The organism is Pseudomonas sp. BIGb0381 (assembly GCF_024809815.1).
Lineage (GTDB): Bacteria > Pseudomonadota > Gammaproteobacteria > Pseudomonadales > Pseudomonadaceae > Aquipseudomonas.
In genome coordinates, this window is record NZ_JANUEN010000004.1 from 23639 (window position 1) to 38140 (window position 14502).

Annotated in this window: 19 protein-coding genes; 10 read left to right on the top strand and 9 right to left on the bottom strand. The window is 61.1% G+C overall.

Annotated elements, in window-relative coordinates:
* Positions 1–10 precede the first annotated feature (10 nt).
* Positions 11–1330 (top strand): Nramp family divalent metal transporter, encoded by a 1320-nt coding sequence (locus tag M2397_RS13555; RefSeq protein WP_145337221.1) that lies wholly within the window; start codon positions 11–13, stop codon positions 1328–1330.
* A gap of 21 nt (positions 1331–1351) precedes the next feature.
* On the opposite strand, the gene M2397_RS13560 is transcribed toward M2397_RS13555, so the two are convergent.
* The 3 genes from M2397_RS13560 to M2397_RS13570 form a co-directional block, all read right to left on the bottom strand.
* On the bottom strand, positions 1352–1729 hold the full coding sequence (locus M2397_RS13560) for a type II toxin-antitoxin system VapC family toxin (RefSeq protein WP_131700710.1): 378 nt from the start codon (positions 1727–1729) through the stop codon (positions 1352–1354).
* Entirely contained in the window at positions 1726–2076 is a 351-nt protein-coding gene (locus M2397_RS13565; protein WP_405046433.1) for a type II toxin-antitoxin system Phd/YefM family antitoxin, read from the bottom strand. The genes M2397_RS13560 and M2397_RS13565 overlap by 4 nt, the downstream gene beginning before the upstream one ends.
* Before the next feature lie 126 nt (positions 2077–2202).
* Positions 2203–3135, bottom strand: a complete 933-nt coding sequence (locus tag M2397_RS13570) for a LysR family transcriptional regulator (protein WP_145337222.1) — start codon at positions 3133–3135, stop codon at positions 2203–2205.
* Positions 3136–3253: 118 nt separating this feature from the next.
* On the opposite strand from M2397_RS13570, the gene M2397_RS13575 reads away from it, so the two are divergent.
* The 3 genes from M2397_RS13575 (at position 3254) to M2397_RS13585 (ending at position 4458) form a co-directional block, all read left to right on the top strand.
* Positions 3254–3742 (top strand): DMT family transporter, encoded by a 489-nt coding sequence (locus tag M2397_RS13575; RefSeq protein WP_065939787.1) that lies wholly within the window; start codon positions 3254–3256, stop codon positions 3740–3742.
* Between the two features lie 4 nt (positions 3743–3746).
* Positions 3747–4199, top strand: a complete 453-nt coding sequence (locus tag M2397_RS13580; RefSeq protein ID WP_167655416.1) for a DMT family transporter — start codon at positions 3747–3749, stop codon at positions 4197–4199.
* Between the two features lie 88 nt (positions 4200–4287).
* Positions 4288–4458 carry a metallothionein gene (locus M2397_RS13585; protein WP_131700715.1) on the top strand — a complete coding sequence of 57 codons (171 nt, stop codon included), beginning with the start codon at positions 4288–4290 and terminating at the stop codon, positions 4456–4458.
* A gap of 45 nt (positions 4459–4503) precedes the next feature.
* Here M2397_RS13585 and M2397_RS13590 read toward each other — a convergent pair whose 3' ends face one another.
* Together M2397_RS13590 and M2397_RS13595 are read right to left on the bottom strand one after the other, a co-directional pair.
* Positions 4504–4767: a hypothetical protein gene (locus M2397_RS13590; RefSeq protein ID WP_131700716.1), complete on the bottom strand. Its 264-nt coding sequence runs from the start codon at positions 4765–4767 to the stop codon at positions 4504–4506.
* Between the two features lie 16 nt (positions 4768–4783).
* The gene (locus M2397_RS13595; RefSeq protein ID WP_131700717.1) at positions 4784–5026 is read right to left on the bottom strand and encodes a DUF6555 family protein; all 243 of its coding nucleotides are present in this window, start codon (positions 5024–5026) and stop codon (positions 4784–4786) included.
* A gap of 117 nt (positions 5027–5143) precedes the next feature.
* Between M2397_RS13595 and M2397_RS13600 the strand changes: the two genes are divergently transcribed.
* The 3 genes from M2397_RS13600 (at position 5144) to M2397_RS13610 (ending at position 7153) form a co-directional block, all read left to right on the top strand.
* Positions 5144–5920, top strand: a complete 777-nt coding sequence (locus tag M2397_RS13600; protein WP_259243874.1) for a helix-turn-helix transcriptional regulator — start codon at positions 5144–5146, stop codon at positions 5918–5920.
* Positions 5921–5989: 69 nt separating this feature from the next.
* Positions 5990–6163 (top strand): DUF1427 family protein, encoded by a 174-nt coding sequence (locus M2397_RS13605; protein ID WP_131700718.1) that lies wholly within the window; start codon positions 5990–5992, stop codon positions 6161–6163.
* Positions 6164–6193: 30 nt separating this feature from the next.
* The gene (locus M2397_RS13610; protein ID WP_259243567.1) at positions 6194–7153 is read left to right on the top strand and encodes a zinc-binding alcohol dehydrogenase family protein; all 960 of its coding nucleotides are present in this window, start codon (positions 6194–6196) and stop codon (positions 7151–7153) included.
* Between the two features lie 16 nt (positions 7154–7169).
* Here M2397_RS13610 and M2397_RS13615 read toward each other — a convergent pair whose 3' ends face one another.
* The 3 genes from M2397_RS13615 to M2397_RS13625 all read right to left on the bottom strand — a co-directional run bounded on the left by M2397_RS13615 (position 7170) and on the right by M2397_RS13625 (position 10254).
* Positions 7170–8198: a purine nucleoside permease gene (locus tag M2397_RS13615; RefSeq protein ID WP_259243569.1), complete on the bottom strand. Its 1029-nt coding sequence runs from the start codon at positions 8196–8198 to the stop codon at positions 7170–7172.
* Positions 8199–8212: 14 nt separating this feature from the next.
* On the bottom strand, positions 8213–9160 hold the full coding sequence (locus M2397_RS13620; protein ID WP_259243570.1) for a nucleoside-specific channel-forming protein Tsx: 948 nt from the start codon (positions 9158–9160) through the stop codon (positions 8213–8215).
* A 155-nt stretch (positions 9161–9315) separates the two neighbouring features.
* Complete coding sequence (locus M2397_RS13625; protein WP_259243571.1) at positions 9316–10254, bottom strand: AraC family transcriptional regulator; 939 nt, start codon at positions 10252–10254, stop codon at positions 9316–9318.
* 262 nt (positions 10255–10516) lie between these two features.
* Here M2397_RS13625 and M2397_RS13630 point away from each other — a divergent pair, with 262 nt between their 5' ends.
* On the top strand, positions 10517–11776 hold the full coding sequence (locus M2397_RS13630; RefSeq protein WP_405046434.1) for an ABC transporter substrate-binding protein: 1260 nt from the start codon (positions 10517–10519) through the stop codon (positions 11774–11776).
* Positions 11777–11797: 21 nt separating this feature from the next.
* Positions 11798–12571 (top strand): L-iditol 2-dehydrogenase, encoded by a 774-nt coding sequence (locus tag M2397_RS13635; protein ID WP_131700159.1) that lies wholly within the window; start codon positions 11798–11800, stop codon positions 12569–12571.
* Between the two features lie 139 nt (positions 12572–12710).
* Here M2397_RS13635 and M2397_RS13640 read toward each other — a convergent pair whose 3' ends face one another.
* Positions 12711–13403 (bottom strand): NUDIX hydrolase, encoded by a 693-nt coding sequence (locus M2397_RS13640; protein WP_131700160.1) that lies wholly within the window; start codon positions 13401–13403, stop codon positions 12711–12713.
* A gap of 146 nt (positions 13404–13549) precedes the next feature.
* On the opposite strand from M2397_RS13640, the gene M2397_RS13645 reads away from it, so the two are divergent.
* Positions 13550–14197, top strand: a complete 648-nt coding sequence (locus M2397_RS13645; protein WP_131700161.1) for a nicotinamidase — start codon at positions 13550–13552, stop codon at positions 14195–14197.
* The last annotated feature ends 305 nt before the right edge of the window (positions 14198–14502 follow it).

Genomic DNA, 14502 nt, shown 5'->3' on the forward strand with positions numbered 1-14502 from the left:
GGGATACCGCGTGAAATTCAGCCTGCCGAAAATCGCTACCGCTCCATTCTGCCCGCCGGAAGTGGCGGGCTCCGTCGCCGTTGACCCCACGGCGTCGTTCTTCAAACGCATTCTTATGTTCGCCGGCCCCGGCCTGCTGATCTCCATCGGCTACATGGACCCGGGCAACTGGGCCACGGCCATCGAAGCCGGGTCGCGCTACGGCTACAGCCTGTTGTTCGTGGTGTTGCTCGCCAGTCTGGCGGGGATGGCGGTGCAGTGCCTGTGCTCACGCCTTGGCATCGCCACCGGCAAGGACCTCGCGCAACTGTGCCGTGAGCGCTACAGCAAACGCTCCGCACGCACCCAGTGGGTGTTGGCGGAAATCTCCATCATCGCCACCGACCTCGCCGAAGTGCTCGGCTGCGCCCTGGCGTTTCACCTGCTGCTGGGCGTTTCCCTGACCACCGGCATTGTCATCACCGCCTTCGATACGCTGTTGGTCCTGGCCCTGCAAAACCGTGGTTTTCGCCGCCTGGAAGCGATCATGCTGGCGCTGGTGGCGACCATCGGCGCGTGTTTCTTCATTGAGCTGGTGCTGATCAAACCTTATTGGCCGGATGTGTTCAGTGGTTTCACTCCATCCCTTTCGGCCATCAGCGATGCCGCGCCGTTGTACCTGGCTATCGGTATTCTCGGCGCCACGGTGATGCCCCATAACCTCTACCTGCACAGCTCGATCGTGCAAACCCGCCTGATCGGCAAAGACCTCGCGAGCAAACAGGACGCGGTCAAGCTGGCCCGGATCGACACCATTGGCTCCCTGGCCCTGGCACTGCTGGTCAACGCCGCCATCCTGATACTCGCCGCCTCCGCCTTCTACAAGACGGGGCACACTGAGGTGGTCGAGATCCAGGACGCCTACCGCTTGCTCGACCCGCTGGTGGGCGGCGCCTTTGCCAGCATCCTGTTCGGCATCGCCTTGCTGGCGTCCGGGCAAAGCTCGACCTTTACCGGCACCATCGCCGGGCAAGTGATCATGGAGGGCTACCTCAACCTGCGAATTCCCTGCTGGCAACGCCGCCTGATCACCCGTGGGCTGGCGCTGATCCCGGCGTTTCTCGGGGTGTGGTTGATGGGTGACCAGGCCATTGGCAAGCTGCTGATCCTCAGCCAGGTGGTGCTCAGCCTGCAGTTGCCGTTCGCGTTGTACCCCTTGATCCGCATGACCGGCGACAAGCAACTGATGGGGCCGTTCGTCAATCGCCTGCATACCCGCGTGTTGGCGTGGTTTCTGTTTGCGGTCATCAGTGGGGCCAATGCGTGGTTGATTGGACAGTGGGTGTTCTGAGTTCCGGGCAGTGGGTGTGGACTACACCAGAATGGCCAGGGATGTGTATTGGGCAATCTGCGCGTCGGCGGTCATTAGCCTCATCGGTTCACTGATGGCTGTCGCTACGATGAGCCGATCAAAAGGGTCTTTGTGATGATGCTCAAGATCCTTTACGGCAATCGCGTGTTCTGAGGTGATGGGCAGTTCGACGAAACCGCTTTCAAGGCAATATTCCCGGATTTCGTCCAGGTCTGCATCGAGTTTTCCAAGGCCGACCTTGATCGCCATTTCCCAGAAGGTTGCCGCGCTGACGTAAATTTCTGCGGCATTCTCGATCAGTCGTCGGGCTTTGCTGGATAGCTTCGGGTCATCACTCAGTGCCCAGAGCAGAACATGGGTATCCAGCAGCACCCTCATGGATGGCTGCCTGCAAACGCATCCAGCAGGTCATCTGGCAGGGGCGTTTCAAAATCCTCGGGGACAACCAGCTTTCCTTTCATCGCGCCAATTCGCTGACCTTTGGATTTCCCCACGGGGACGAGTTGCGCCATTGCACGTCCATGCTTGGCAATGGTGATAATTTTGCCGGCGGCGGCGTCATCCACCAGTTTTGACAGGTTATTTTTTGCTTCGCCCAAGGGTACGGTAATCATGAGGTGCTCCGCGTATTTTGGCCAAATATAGCCAAAACTGGGCGAGCTATCCAAGACGGGCCGACCGCTGGTTGCCGCCGCGCGTTCATCGCGCGATGGCTTTGGGTACATGAAAACCATGGCATCTCTCCAAAAAAGACATCGCTAAAGTCTGCCGCAATGCACCCAGTCCAAAATATAGTGGCCCGTTAAATCAGACCGAGCCTACTTTTACTACGCGGAAAATTCCTCAACCGCTCATCGATCCCAATACGGCACCGTCCCAAAACACTCCACAAAGTAATCAATCACCGTGCGCACTTTCAGCGACAGGCGCCGGCTCCCCGGCCACAACGCCGCAATCTGCTGGGGCTCGAGGGTTGTCGCCACATCGTAGTCCGTCAGCACCGCCTGCAAGGTGCCGGCGCGCAGGCCTTCGCCGATCAGCCAGGACGGAAACACCACCAGCCCCAGGCCTTGTTCGGCGGCGTGGGTGAGGGTGTCGGCATGGTTGCCGGTGATCGGGCCCTTAACGCTATAGGGTGTCCAGTCGTCCTGGCCCTTGCGGAAAAACCAGCGTTGCTGGCCGGTGATGCCCTTGTAGGCCAGGCATTGGTGGTGGATCAGTTCTTCAGGGTGTCGGGGCATGCCATGCCGGGCCAGGTAGGCGGGGCTGGCCGCGAGGCGAAAGCGCTGGGGTGCGAAGATGCGTGCCTGCATGCTGGAATCGTTGAGCACGCCGATACGAAACAGCAGGTCGGTGCCGTCTTGCAGCGGGTCGACGAAGGTGTCGGTTTGCTGGATGTCCAGTTGCAGTTTCGGGTAGCGCCGGCATAACTCACCCAGCCACGGTGACAGGTGACGCTGGCCGAACACCATCGGTGCGTTGATGCGTACCAGGCCGCTGGGTTCGCTTTCCTGCTCCTGCAGGGCCTGGCCGGCGGCTTCCAGTTGCTCGAGCATCACGCGCGCGTGCCGCCCCAGCAGGCGCCCGGCCTCGGTGGGGCTTACCGCGCGGGTGTGACGATAGAGCAACTGCTGGCCGAGGGCTTGTTCCATCAGCTGGATCTGCCGGGAAATCGAGGAAGGTGCCAAGCCTTCACGGCGGGCTACTTCAGAAAAACTACCGTGATCCAGCACGGCGACGAACAGGCGCAGCGCCTTGAAACTCAATTCATTCAAACCCTGCATCGTGGCTCCGTGCTGTGCGTTCTGCGCAAAGGTGTTGTCCGCATACTCCCATTTATCGCACAGAACGACCACCGGATAATGCGCGTCATCCAATCCTTTGTTGACGTGCAGGTGATGTATGCAAGCAAGTTCCATCGAGGCTGTGGCGCAAGCCACGCCGAAGAAAAACCTCCTACGGCTGCTGCTGTTGCCGCTGGTGATCCTGGCCGGCATGGGCTTGTCGGTTGAGGCAGGATTGCTCGGGCCGCTCGGCGTGCAAGTGGGGCACCTGTGGGCAACCTTGAGCATCTTCGGCGTGGGCTCGGCGATTCTGTTTTTGCTGCTGCTGTTCAGCGGCCCGCAGAAGGGGCCGGCGCTGTCCGAGCTGCCGCGCTGGCAATTGATCGGTGGGTTCCTGGGGCCGATGTATGTGGTGGTGCTGACCCTGGCCACGCCGCACATCGGTATTGCCATGACCATGATCGCGATTTTGTCCGGTCAGGTGGGCAAGAGCGTGCTGATCGATCATTTCGGTTGGTTCGGCACCGCACGCAAACGGGTCAATGGCGAGCGCTGGATAGCCCTGGCGTTGATTGTGGCGGCACTTGTTCTGATAGCACGAGGGTAAGGCGATGAATCTGATTCTGTTATTGGTGCTGGTGATTGCTGCAGGTGCGGTGCTGAGTGTGCAGGCGGCGATCAATGGGCGCCTCGGCCAGTCGGTAGGCGTGTTGCGCAGCAGTCTGCTGACGTTTGCGGTGGGCGCGCTCACCACCGCACTGCTGATTTTCTTCTTCGAACCGGCCCAGGCCTTCAGCCTGCTGGACGTCCCCAAATGGCAACTGACCGGCGCATTGTTTGGCGTGGTGTACATGATGGTGATGGTCGGGGCGGTGCCGGTGGTCGGTACTGCGGTGGCAACCGTGGCTGTGATCACCGGGCAATTGGGCATGGGCATGCTGATCGATAACTTCGGGTGGCTGGGCAACCCGGCTGTCGAACTGTCGAGCAGCCGCATCCTGGCGATGGTGTGTCTGGCGCTGGCCTTGGTGTTCATGTACCGCAGCAATACGCGTACCGACTGATGGTTTGAACCATCGCCGACGGCGGGCAGTCACTGCTTAAGGTGCTGGCAACCGCCGCACCAGACGACCATGAAGAAGGAGTCTGGCCATGCCTGATCAAACCTGTGCCTGCCCACATTGCAAGTGTGTGCTGGGCGTCGATGCGGTAATGAAGGACGGTAAGGGCTATTGCTGCCAGGGCTGTGCCGAGCACCATGCCCATGGCGAGCCTTGTTCGGCTGCAACGGGGTGCGAGTGTGCCAAGTCGGCCAAAGGCTGAATACGTTCGCAGGGAGCCTGAAATAGTGGGCTCCCTGCGTATCGATTATCGGGGTTCCAGCTCCAGGCGCAGGCTGTGGTCGGACAAATGCCGGCTGTCTTTTACCACGCCGCTGGTTCGTCGACCTTCGAGTGCCAGCACCAGGGTTTGCGCATCATGCAAATCGTCCGGCAACGGCTGGAACACCTTCAGCACCAGCCAGCCGGGCTTATGCTGCACGCTCACCTGGCACTCGACATGCTTGGCCAATGGCCCAAACAACGTGTCCCGGGTGTAATCGATGCGCGCTTTGCCGTTGATTGAATCCATGCTCATTTCTCCTTGATCAAGCCTGGGCGCGCACATCCGAGCGGCGCCATTGCACGTTTTTTATGCCGAATTTCTCGGCCTGTTCCTGGCTGGTCTTCTTCACCTGCTCGCGGGCGAAACGGCCGATACGGCCCACGCCAGCGTCACAGCTTGCCCAATGCCAGGCCTCCAAGGTATCCAGCTTTTCCAGACGGATAATGAATGACTTGGCTTCGCCATGGAGGGTGTAGTCGATCACAAACAGTTTTGCGTTATTCATTGGCCCATCAACCCTGGTGGTGTAAACAAGTGATCGCCCCAGGCGGCAAAAATTCACTCGGATTGTCGAGCGGTGGTCATTACCATGACGGCTTACCCATCGATAGACGTGCACCTCATGGCCCTGGCCGCGCCCCCCGACCTCAGTGATCACGCTGTCCCCGTGCAACCCCTGGCACGCACGTACCCGCGTGGCTTGTATGTGGAGCCCCATCGGCACGACTGGGGCCAATTGCTCTATGCCATGAGCGGCGTGATGTGGGTCGAGACGCCTCGTGAAGCCCTGGTGGTGCCGCCCCAGCGTGCGGTCTGGCTGCCGCCGGGGGTTGAGCACGGCATCCGGGTGGTGTCGGATTTGCAGATGCGCAATATCTACTTGCGCCCGGCCTTGGCGGCGACATTGGACAGCCAGGTGCAGGTGATTGAAGTCGGTGGGCTGCTGCGTGAGTTGATCGTCACGCTGGTGGAACAGGGCGACAGCGGTGATGCGGGGTATTACGACGCGGTGGTCGGCCTGGCCCTGCTGGAGTTGCGCCGGGCACGCCGCTCGCAGATCCGTATCGCCATGCCGGTGGAGGCCGATCGCCGGCTGATCAGCGCGTGCCAGGCGGTCATGGCGGCGCCGTCCCTGGAGATACCTTTCGAGCAGCATGCTGAGGCGGCAGGTGCCAGTGTGCGCACCTTGGCGCGGTTGTTCCAGCACCACCTGGGCATGGGCTTTGCCGAATGGCGTCGCCAGGTGCAATTGGCCACGGCGGTGGCCGAGTTGATCCAGGGCCAGTCGGTCAGCGCTATTGCGCGGTCCCTGGGCTATTCGCCGAGCAGTTTCAGCGACATGTTCCGGCGTGAACTGGGGATGGCGCCTTCTCAGTATGTGAGTTGGCCGAAATCCTGAAGCGTTTGGCCGATGCTGCCGGGATGGGCTTCCTACACTAAGCCCATCAAATCACCAGGCGCTGCCCCCATGAGTTACCTGATCTCCCTTGTCATTGGCCTCTTTGTCGGCGTGATCTACGGCGCACTGGACTTCCGCTCGCCCGCACCACCCGCCATTGCGCTGGTGGGCCTGATGGGCATGCTGCTCGGCGAAAAACTCTGGCCCATGGGCCGGCAGTTGGTCAGCGGTTGGTTGTCCTGATTCCTTTTCTCCCTTCGATGGATACTGGCAATGAAAGCACTGCAATTTTCCGCCACTGGCGACCTCACCGCCCTGAGCTTCGTCGACGTCGCCACGCCGGTGCCGGCCGCCGATGAAGTGCTGGTACAGATCAAGGCCGCCGGCCTCAATCCCAGCGATGTGAAGAACGTACTCGGGCGTTTCCCCTACACCAGCGTGCCACGCATACCGGGCCGCGACTTTGCCGGCGTGGTTGTGCAAGGTCCGCAGGCGCTGGTGGGGCAGGAGGTCTGGGGCACCGGTCGCGACCTGGGCTTTTTCGCCGACGGTTCCCACGCCCAGTACCTCACCGTCTCGGCCAAAGGCGTGGCGCATAAACCCGCCCACCTGAGTTTTGCCCAGGCCGCCAGCCTGGGGGTGCCGTACACCACCGCCTGGGATGCGCTGGCGCGCAGTGGCGTGGGCAAAGGCACGCGGTTGCTGGTGATCGGCGCTAATGGGGCGGTGGGCAGTGCGGCATTGGCCTTGGGGAGGGTACTTGGTGCGCAGGTGTTGGCAGCGGTGCGCAAGGCTGACCAGGTCGAGGTGTTGCAGGCGCAAGGGTTCGACGCGATTGCGTTGGGCAAGCCCGAAGCGCTGGGCGCGCAGGTCAATGCGGTATTCAAGGGCGGCGCCGATGTGATCTTCGACACCACCGGTTTCTGGCTGCCGGCGGCGGTGGCAGGCCTGGCGCCGTTCGGTCGCATTGCGATCATTGCCGCGCCGGTGGACGGCCACGTGCAACTGCCGGCCCTGGCCCTGTATCGCAAGGGCGGCTCGGTGGTGGGGATCAATTCATTGCTCTACAACTGTGAACAGTGCGCGGTGATGCTGGAGCAGTTCGGGCGTTTCTTCGATGAGGGCCTGCTGCCGCTGCCGACCGGCCTGCGCGAAGTGGCGCTGGCCGATGGCGTGCAGTGCTATGAGGACGTGAATCAAGGCAGTGCGGACAAGATCATTTTGCTGCCTTGACACATTCTGATGTGCACTAGGCTTCTGGGACGCCTTTCTCCCATGCCGACCAGTTCTTGAGGATCGCCTGTACCAGCGGGTTACCCGTGCGGTAGAGGTTTTCCAACGCGGGTACGAACCCACCCTGGTCGGCGTATTTGAGCAGGTTGTCCACTTCGCTGTAGCCAGGGTACGGGCGGTCGAAGTCCGATCCGGCACGTACGACGGCCAGGCGCTGGATGTCCACCAACCCCTCGCGGCTGGCGCGCAGCAAGGCCTCGTACGTGGAGTTGTCCTCCTGTTGGGTGGTGCAGTACTCGCCTTTGTTATCCGTGAGCAACTTGGTCCACACCTCGGCGCGTTCGCTCAGGCGCGTGCCGGAGAACCAGGTATTGCCCGCCAGGGTGTCGCAGCGGGTGACTTGCGGCGGCTGGTTGGCGGGGGCGGCGGGGTAGTGTTTGCGCCAGGCGGCGGACTCTTTGCTTTCCGTAAGTTCGACTGTGCGCGACAGGGCGAACGCTTTGGCCTGCAGTTTGGGGTTCAGCTCAAACACTTCGGTCTTGTAGTCCAGTGGCGGCTTTTCGTTGGGGCCCTTGGTGTTGATGCCAAGGTAGCCGGTCGGCCAATCCTTGGGTGCATCCCGCGAATCCAGTTCCCACTGGGTGCCGAATTCCACCAGGTAGTGGGCCCAGGCGGCTGTGCCGATGGTGCCGTGTTTCGGGCTGATGCCGGCAATCCCGGCGATCAGGAAATAGCTCTGGCGCAGGTCGAACTTGGGCGACAAGGCCAGGGCCAGGGTGGATGCGGCAGCGTTGGTCTGGCCCATGCCGGTCACCAGCAAGCACACGTCCCGGGTGTTGCAGCGGATCACCGGGTATTCGGCGGACAGGCCCGGCACGCGCACTTCCTGCTTGAGTTCCAGGCGGTCGATCCAGGTTTGCGCCTCGGGGGCGAACATGGTGATCAGCATCACCTTGGGCTTGATGGGGGCAGCAGAATCAGCCAGCACCACGTGGGGCAGCAGCGCCAGGCCGACGGCCAGCGAAAGACGGGTAAACGTATTCATCTAATACTCCTTGATCAGAATTGGTAGCCCACGCCGGCGTAATAACCCCAGCCGTCGGAGCGGGCGCGAAAGTTACCCTCGCCGAAGTTCAACTCACTGCCATCTTCCCAGTTGCCGCCGTTATGAAAATAACGACCGACCAGGGTAAAGCGCAGGTGGGTGAACGAATACAGCAGCACGTTGGTCGCCACCAGGGCGTTGGCGGTGCGCGCCGGGTTGTCCTTGTGCAGGTCCGAGCCGAAATCGTAGTTGGTGAAACCGATGTAGGTCAGCGAGGCGCCGTTGTCGAACTTGCCGATGGGCACGATGTATTTCATCTGCGCGCGGTAGCCGTCCCAGGAATACTCATTGCTGGCGCCGTAGTTTTCCCATTGGTAACGCCCGTAGAAGTTCGCCGACAGGTTGACACGCGAGTGGGTGTCGATGTCGGTGCCGAGGCCGCTGTACAGGGTGTTGGCTCGGTTGGCCTTATTGCTGCCGTGGTCGTAGATCCAGTCGAACGCCACATACCATTCCTTGAACGGGCCGCTGGCCAGGCTGCGTCCGGCCAGGTAGTCGATGGAGATACGCGGCTCGTGCTCCATGAAGACCGGCGAGCCATGGTCCCACGCGCCTTTGTCGTTACTGTTGCCGATGCCGAGGATCTTCGGCACGTCGATGTAGCCGTACAACTCGAAGGGCCCCTTGCGGCCGAAGTACTCGTATTCCAGGTAGACATCATCCTGGGGCTTGGGGCCGAAGCTGATGTCTTTGCTGCCGATTAGCGTCAGGTCCTGGTTGAACCATTCCGACAGATAGACGCCTTTTTTCGCCGGGCTGGCCTCAGGGCTCAGGGTTTCGCCCTGTGCTGAGTCATCGACGGGTTTTTCCTGCGCCAAAATGGGCGCGCTGAGTACTCCCGTTACGGCGGCCAGTAGCAAGGAAACACCAAAGCAGGCACGGGGCCTTGAGGTTGGGTGCATTGAAAGTCCCTATTCGTACGCGGTTTGAACCCGATTCATCGGGTCGTGGGGAACTTGGCGGTCAAGTTCGTACCGCAAACGGTTGCACAGGCTGTACCAACTTTACTTAATGGCTTGAATGCCATGGAAAAAAGCAGAATTACTCGACCTTTTGATCAGAAATGACTGGGTGTCATTTTCTCGATGGGGTTGAACAGGTGCATCGCCGTTTCACGGCGGTATTCACTGGGCGTCTGGTGCATCTCGATTCGAAAGTGCCGGTTGAAGTTGGACAGGTTGGCGTAGCCCACTTCAAAACAAATATCCGCCACCGACATCTCGCTTTGCAGCAACAACCGGCAGGCGCGTTGCACGCGGAATTTGCGCATCAGGTCGATAAATCCATGGCCCGTGTTGCGCTTGAAGAAGCGTGAGAAGCCCGGTTCGCTCATGTCCAACTGTTGGGCGATCACTGACAGGCGCACGTCGCCGGTGAGTTCGCGCATCAGGTAGTCGAAGGCCTTGTTGATGCGCTCGGCGCTGCGGGCGTCCAGGGTCGGAGCGTAACAGGAGCTGGCCAGGGCCTTTACCTGCTGCGCCGGGGCGTTTTTCAGGCAGTCGAGCAGTTGCAGGAACAGGGTCAGCCGTTGCAGGCCGTGGGCGCTGCCGATGGCTTCCATCAACCGTGCGGCCTGCACGGCGGTGTCGCCACTGAATTCCAGGCCGCGCCGGGCCTGTTCGAACAACGGCTGCAAGTCGCCGAGTTCGGGCAGGGTCTGGCGCAGGGCAAGCAGGGCGGCGCCGTCGAATTGCAGCACCACGTCGCGACCGCTCAAATGTTCGCCGGGGGCCAGTTCGCCGATCCAGTCATGGGGCAGGTCGGGGCCGATCAGGGCCACATGCCCGGCACTGAACGCACCGATATAGTCGCCCGCCACCAACTTGCCGCTGCCCTGGCGAATCAGGTGGATTTCGAATTCAGGGTGGTGGTTCCAGCGCGCCAGATCGTAAGGGTAGTCGTGTTCGAACCAGCGAAAGCAGTGCTGCGGCTCGGGCAGGATCACCTCAAGCTCGGCGGGGCGGTGTTCGAACAGCGTGGCGCGACTGACGGGCATGGTGATGCCTCTTCTATGGGTGCAGTCGCCTCAAAATACGCGGGTTGGCGCTACCTTCGCTACCCCCGGTTTCGCCTGGCACTGATACTTTTTTGCGCCCTATGCAGCGGTTAAAAAAGTATCAGCCAGGCATGCGTCAGGCGTTTGTGAGGGCCTGGCCCAAGCTGCTGTAATCGGCCCTCAACAACAAAAACAACAGGTGGAAACCGCTATGTTCAAGCTCCCGCAAGCGTTGTTCCTGCTTTCCGGCCTGGCCTTGGCCATGCCCAGCCATGCTGCCGACACTGTGACCATCGCTACCGTCAATAACAGCGACATGATCCGCATGCAGCGTCTGTCCAAGGTGTTCGAGCAGCAGCACCCGGACATCCAGCTCAACTGGGTGGTGCTCGAAGAAAACGTGCTGCGCCAGCGCCTCACCACCGATATCGCCACCCAGGGCGGCCAGTTCGATGTGCTCACCATCGGCACCTACGAAACCCCGCTGTGGGGCGCCAAGCACTGGCTGGAACCGCTGACCCAACTGCCAGCCGATTACGACGCCGACGATATCTTCCCCTCGGTGCGCCAGGGCCTGTCGGTCAACGGCACCTTGTATGCCTTGCCGTTCTACGGGGAAAGCACCGTCACCTACTACCGCACCGACCTGTTCAAGCAAGCCGGCCTGAGCATGCCGGCGCACCCGACCTGGACGCAGCTCGGTGAATTCGCCGCCCAGCTCACCGCCAAGGACAAAGGCCAGTACGGCATGTGCCTGCGCGGCAAGGCCGGTTGGGGCGAGAACATCGCGCTGCTGAGCACCATGGCCAACGCTTTTGGTGCGCGCTGGTTCGATGAGCAGTGGAAGCCTGAGTTGACCAGCCCCGAGTGGACCGCCGCCGCCAACTTCTACGTCAACACCCTCAAGCAATATGGGCCGCCCGGCGTGTCCAGCAACGGTTTCAACGAAACCCTGGCGCTGTTCAACAGCGGCAAGTGCGCGATCTGGGTCGATGCCAGCGTCGCCGGCTCCTTCACCACCGACAAGAGTCAAAGCAAAGTCGCCGACAGCGTAGGCTTCGCCGCGGCCCCCACCGAAGTCACCGACAAAGGCTCCTCCTGGCTGTACGCCTGGTCGCTGGCGATCCCGGCCACTTCCCAGCACAAGGACGCCGCCAAGGCCTTTATCGCCTGGGCCACGTCCAAGGACTACATCCAGTTGGTCGCCGATAAAGAAGGCATCACCAACGTACCGCCCGGTACCCGCCAGTCCACCTACAACGCGGCGTACCTCAAGGCCGCACCGTTTGCCCAGGTGACCCTGGAGATGATGCAGCACGCCGACCCCGCACACCCGTCGGCCAAACCCGTGCCGTACGTGGGTATCCAGTACGTGACCATCCCGGAGTTCCAGGCCATCGGCACGTCCGTCGGCAAGCTGTTCTCGGCGGCGCTGACGGGGGGCATGTCGGTTGAGCAGGCGTTGCTCCAGGCGCAGTCCACCACCGAGCGCGAAATGAAACGCGCCGGCTATCCCAAATAATGTTCAAAGGACAGATGCCTTATGAAACGACTCGAAGGTAAGAGCGCGCTGATCACCGGATCGGCACGCGGGATTGGCCGCGCGTTTGCCCAGGCCTATATCCATGAAGGCGCGACCGTCGCCATCGCCGATATCAACCTGCAGCGGGCCCAGGCCACCGCCGCCGAGCTTGGCCCACAAGCCTACGCGGTAGCGATGGACGTCACCGACCAGGCTTCCATCGACAGCGCGATTACCGCCGTGGTTGCCCAGGCCGGCAAGCTCGACATCCTGATCAACAACGCGGCGCTGTTCGACCTGGCCCCCATCGTCGACATCAGCCGCGACAGCTTTGATCGACTGTTCTCGATCAACGTCTCCGGCACGCTGTTCACCCTGCAAGCCGCTGCCCGGCAGATGATCAGCCAGGGGCACGGCGGCAAGATCATCAACATGGCCAGCCAGGCCGGGCGACGCGGTGAGGCGTTGGTGGCGGTGTATTGCGCGACCAAGGCGGCGGTGATCAGCCTCACGCAATCGGCGGGGCTGAACCTGATCAAGCAAGGGATCAACGTCAACGCCATCGCCCCCGGTGTGGTCGATGGTGAGCATTGGGATGGGGTGGATGCGCTGTTTGCCAGGCATGAAGGCCTGGCGCCTGGCGAGAAGAAGCGGCGCGTGGGAGCAGAGGTGCCGTTCGGGCGGATGGGTACGGCTGAAGACCTCACCGGAATGGCGATCTTCCTGGCGTCGAAGGAGGCGGATTATGTGGTGGCCCAGACCTATAACGTCGACGGCGGCAACTGGATGAGCTAAAGCAATTCCCCAATCAAAACTGGGGAGGGGGCTTGCTCCCGATAGCGGTGGATCAGTCACTTTATTTGCTGACTGTCACACTGCTATCGGGAGCAAGCCTCCTCCCACATTTGAACGTCATCGTTCTTGAAAAGGCGGCTTAGTCGGCAAAACTGCGATCAAAGAAGTAAACCGCCCCAGGCTTCAGATTCTCCACCGTCGCCTGGGGCCTACCGCCTTCACCCTGCTTCTTGCGCCCCGTCTCGCGCAAATATCCCGCCTCCGTCAGCTTCAACAAGCGCTGGCGAATACTGGTCTTGAGCACCGGTCGCTCCAGCACCAGGGAAAAGATCGTGGTCGCCTCCGGCGCGCTGAACTCATTGCCCAGGAACATCAGCGGCAAGCTGCTGTACAGCGACTTGGAAAACAGCCGGTCCTGCACTGCCGCGACGATGCTGTTGTGGTCGAACGGCAACTTGATACTGCCATCGGCCACTGCCTTCAGCGGGAACCAGCCTTGATGCTCACTCGGCGCCACCTCATCCGCGATGATCGCCAGGTAGTAGGTTGACGACGACCAGCAACGCGGATCGCGAAACGCATCGCCCACCGTGCCCACTTGCTCGCTCCAGGCCAGCTCCAGGCCGACCTTGCTGCTGGTGCGCAAGCGTTCCACCGCATCCTGGAGGCTCAGATCTTGCACGCCGCCATTCACCACCACGCCCGGCAGCGCCCAATGCCCGGCGAAGGGCTCGGCTTCGCGCTTGTTCAAGAGCAGCTTGAGTTCCCCGGCGGCGCGGCAGTAGCACAGCACGCACAGGTCGACGGTATGGAGGTAGGGGCTAAGGGGCATGTGACGTCCTTCTGAACAGCGGTGGGGCACAGTCTAACGGATCGGACAGATATGTCATGTACTGGCTCCAGGGTAGATAACCAAATGTTTCTTGCAATGAAAGTACATGACGTGTACTTTTGTTTCCAGGCCACAGGAGAACCGCCATGACCCTTGCGAAAACTGCCATTGCTTCATTCGACGTCGATGCCCAGAAGAGCTTCACGCCGCTGTGCCCCAACGAGTTGCCGGTGGTCGGCGGTGACCAGATCGGTGCCGAACTCAACTACATGGCCAGCCTCGCCGGCTACCGCGTCGGCAGCAAGGACGCCCACACCCCGCACGCACCCTGGGTGGTCGCGCAGCACAGCGAGATGCTCCAGCCCACCGGCCTGGCCCATGCCGATGTAACCTGGGTCAGCCACTGCGTACCGGGCACCGAAGGCTTTACCTTGCTCGACGAGTTGCCCACGCCCTATGACTACGACTACTTCATCTGGAAGGGCGTCGAACCCGACCTGCACCCCTATGGCGCCTGCTACCACGACCTGCACGACAAACTCTCCACCGGCGTGATCGAGTACCTCAAGGCCCAGGGCGTCAGCCGCGTGATCGTCGGCGGCCTGGCCCTGGACTACTGCGTCAAGACCACCGCCTTGCAACTGCTCAAGGCCGGCCTGGAGGTGGTCCTGCACCTGCCGGCGTGCCGGGGGATCAGCGAGGAGGGCGGCGTACAGGCCGTCAATGAGTTGCTCAAGGCCGGTGCTGTCATCAGCAGCACCCGCGAAGAACTGGCCGCGATGGCCACGCGTTAAGGAGATACACCATGGAAAGTGCCTACGACTACGAAGCCCCGGTGATCCAGGGTTTGCTCGACACCGACATGTACACCCGTGAGACGGCCCAAAAATGGACATGAAAAAACTATAAATAACAACAACTTAAAGGTAATAGCAGTTGTCCATCTTTTTCCAAGAAAATGGACAGGGCAGGTAAGATCTCAATATTGATAGGGGAGAATCGTGGTGCTTGACAAGCCACGTCTCTGAGTAAATCCAAACCTTGCAGGCCCTTTAAGGCCTACCTCGCTCCTGTCGCCTGAAAGCGTGATTTTTAGCAC

What these genes read in the sequence shown, in the direction of transcription:
- M2397_RS13560 (WP_131700710.1), bottom strand. Translation starts at nt 1,729, where the DNA reads ATGAGGGTGCTGCTGGATACCCATGTTCTGCTCTGGGCACTGAGTGAT.
- M2397_RS13565 (WP_405046433.1), bottom strand. Translation starts at nt 2,076, where the DNA reads ATGTACCCAAAGCCATCGCGCGATGAACGCGCGGCGGCAACCAGCGGT.
- M2397_RS13570 (WP_145337222.1), bottom strand. Translation starts at nt 3,135, where the DNA reads ATGCAGGGTTTGAATGAATTGAGTTTCAAGGCGCTGCGCCTGTTCGTC.
- M2397_RS13575 (WP_065939787.1), top strand. Translation starts at nt 3,254, where the DNA reads ATGCAAGCAAGTTCCATCGAGGCTGTGGCGCAAGCCACGCCGAAGAAA.
- M2397_RS13580 (WP_167655416.1), top strand. Translation starts at nt 3,747, where the DNA reads ATGAATCTGATTCTGTTATTGGTGCTGGTGATTGCTGCAGGTGCGGTG.
- M2397_RS13585 (WP_131700715.1), top strand. Translation starts at nt 4,288, where the DNA reads ATGCCTGATCAAACCTGTGCCTGCCCACATTGCAAGTGTGTGCTGGGC.
- M2397_RS13590 (WP_131700716.1), bottom strand. Translation starts at nt 4,767, where the DNA reads ATGGATTCAATCAACGGCAAAGCGCGCATCGATTACACCCGGGACACG.
- M2397_RS13595 (WP_131700717.1), bottom strand. Translation starts at nt 5,026, where the DNA reads ATGAATAACGCAAAACTGTTTGTGATCGACTACACCCTCCATGGCGAA.
- M2397_RS13600 (WP_259243874.1), top strand. Translation starts at nt 5,144, where the DNA reads ATGGCCCTGGCCGCGCCCCCCGACCTCAGTGATCACGCTGTCCCCGTG.
- M2397_RS13605 (WP_131700718.1), top strand. Translation starts at nt 5,990, where the DNA reads ATGAGTTACCTGATCTCCCTTGTCATTGGCCTCTTTGTCGGCGTGATC.
- M2397_RS13610 (WP_259243567.1), top strand. Translation starts at nt 6,194, where the DNA reads ATGAAAGCACTGCAATTTTCCGCCACTGGCGACCTCACCGCCCTGAGC.
- M2397_RS13615 (WP_259243569.1), bottom strand. Translation starts at nt 8,198, where the DNA reads ATGAATACGTTTACCCGTCTTTCGCTGGCCGTCGGCCTGGCGCTGCTG.
- M2397_RS13620 (WP_259243570.1), bottom strand. Translation starts at nt 9,160, where the DNA reads ATGCACCCAACCTCAAGGCCCCGTGCCTGCTTTGGTGTTTCCTTGCTA.
- M2397_RS13625 (WP_259243571.1), bottom strand. Translation starts at nt 10,254, where the DNA reads ATGCCCGTCAGTCGCGCCACGCTGTTCGAACACCGCCCCGCCGAGCTT.
- M2397_RS13630 (WP_405046434.1), top strand. Translation starts at nt 10,517, where the DNA reads ATGCCCAGCCATGCTGCCGACACTGTGACCATCGCTACCGTCAATAAC.
- M2397_RS13635 (WP_131700159.1), top strand. Translation starts at nt 11,798, where the DNA reads ATGAAACGACTCGAAGGTAAGAGCGCGCTGATCACCGGATCGGCACGC.
- M2397_RS13640 (WP_131700160.1), bottom strand. Translation starts at nt 13,403, where the DNA reads ATGCCCCTTAGCCCCTACCTCCATACCGTCGACCTGTGCGTGCTGTGC.
- M2397_RS13645 (WP_131700161.1), top strand. Translation starts at nt 13,550, where the DNA reads ATGACCCTTGCGAAAACTGCCATTGCTTCATTCGACGTCGATGCCCAG.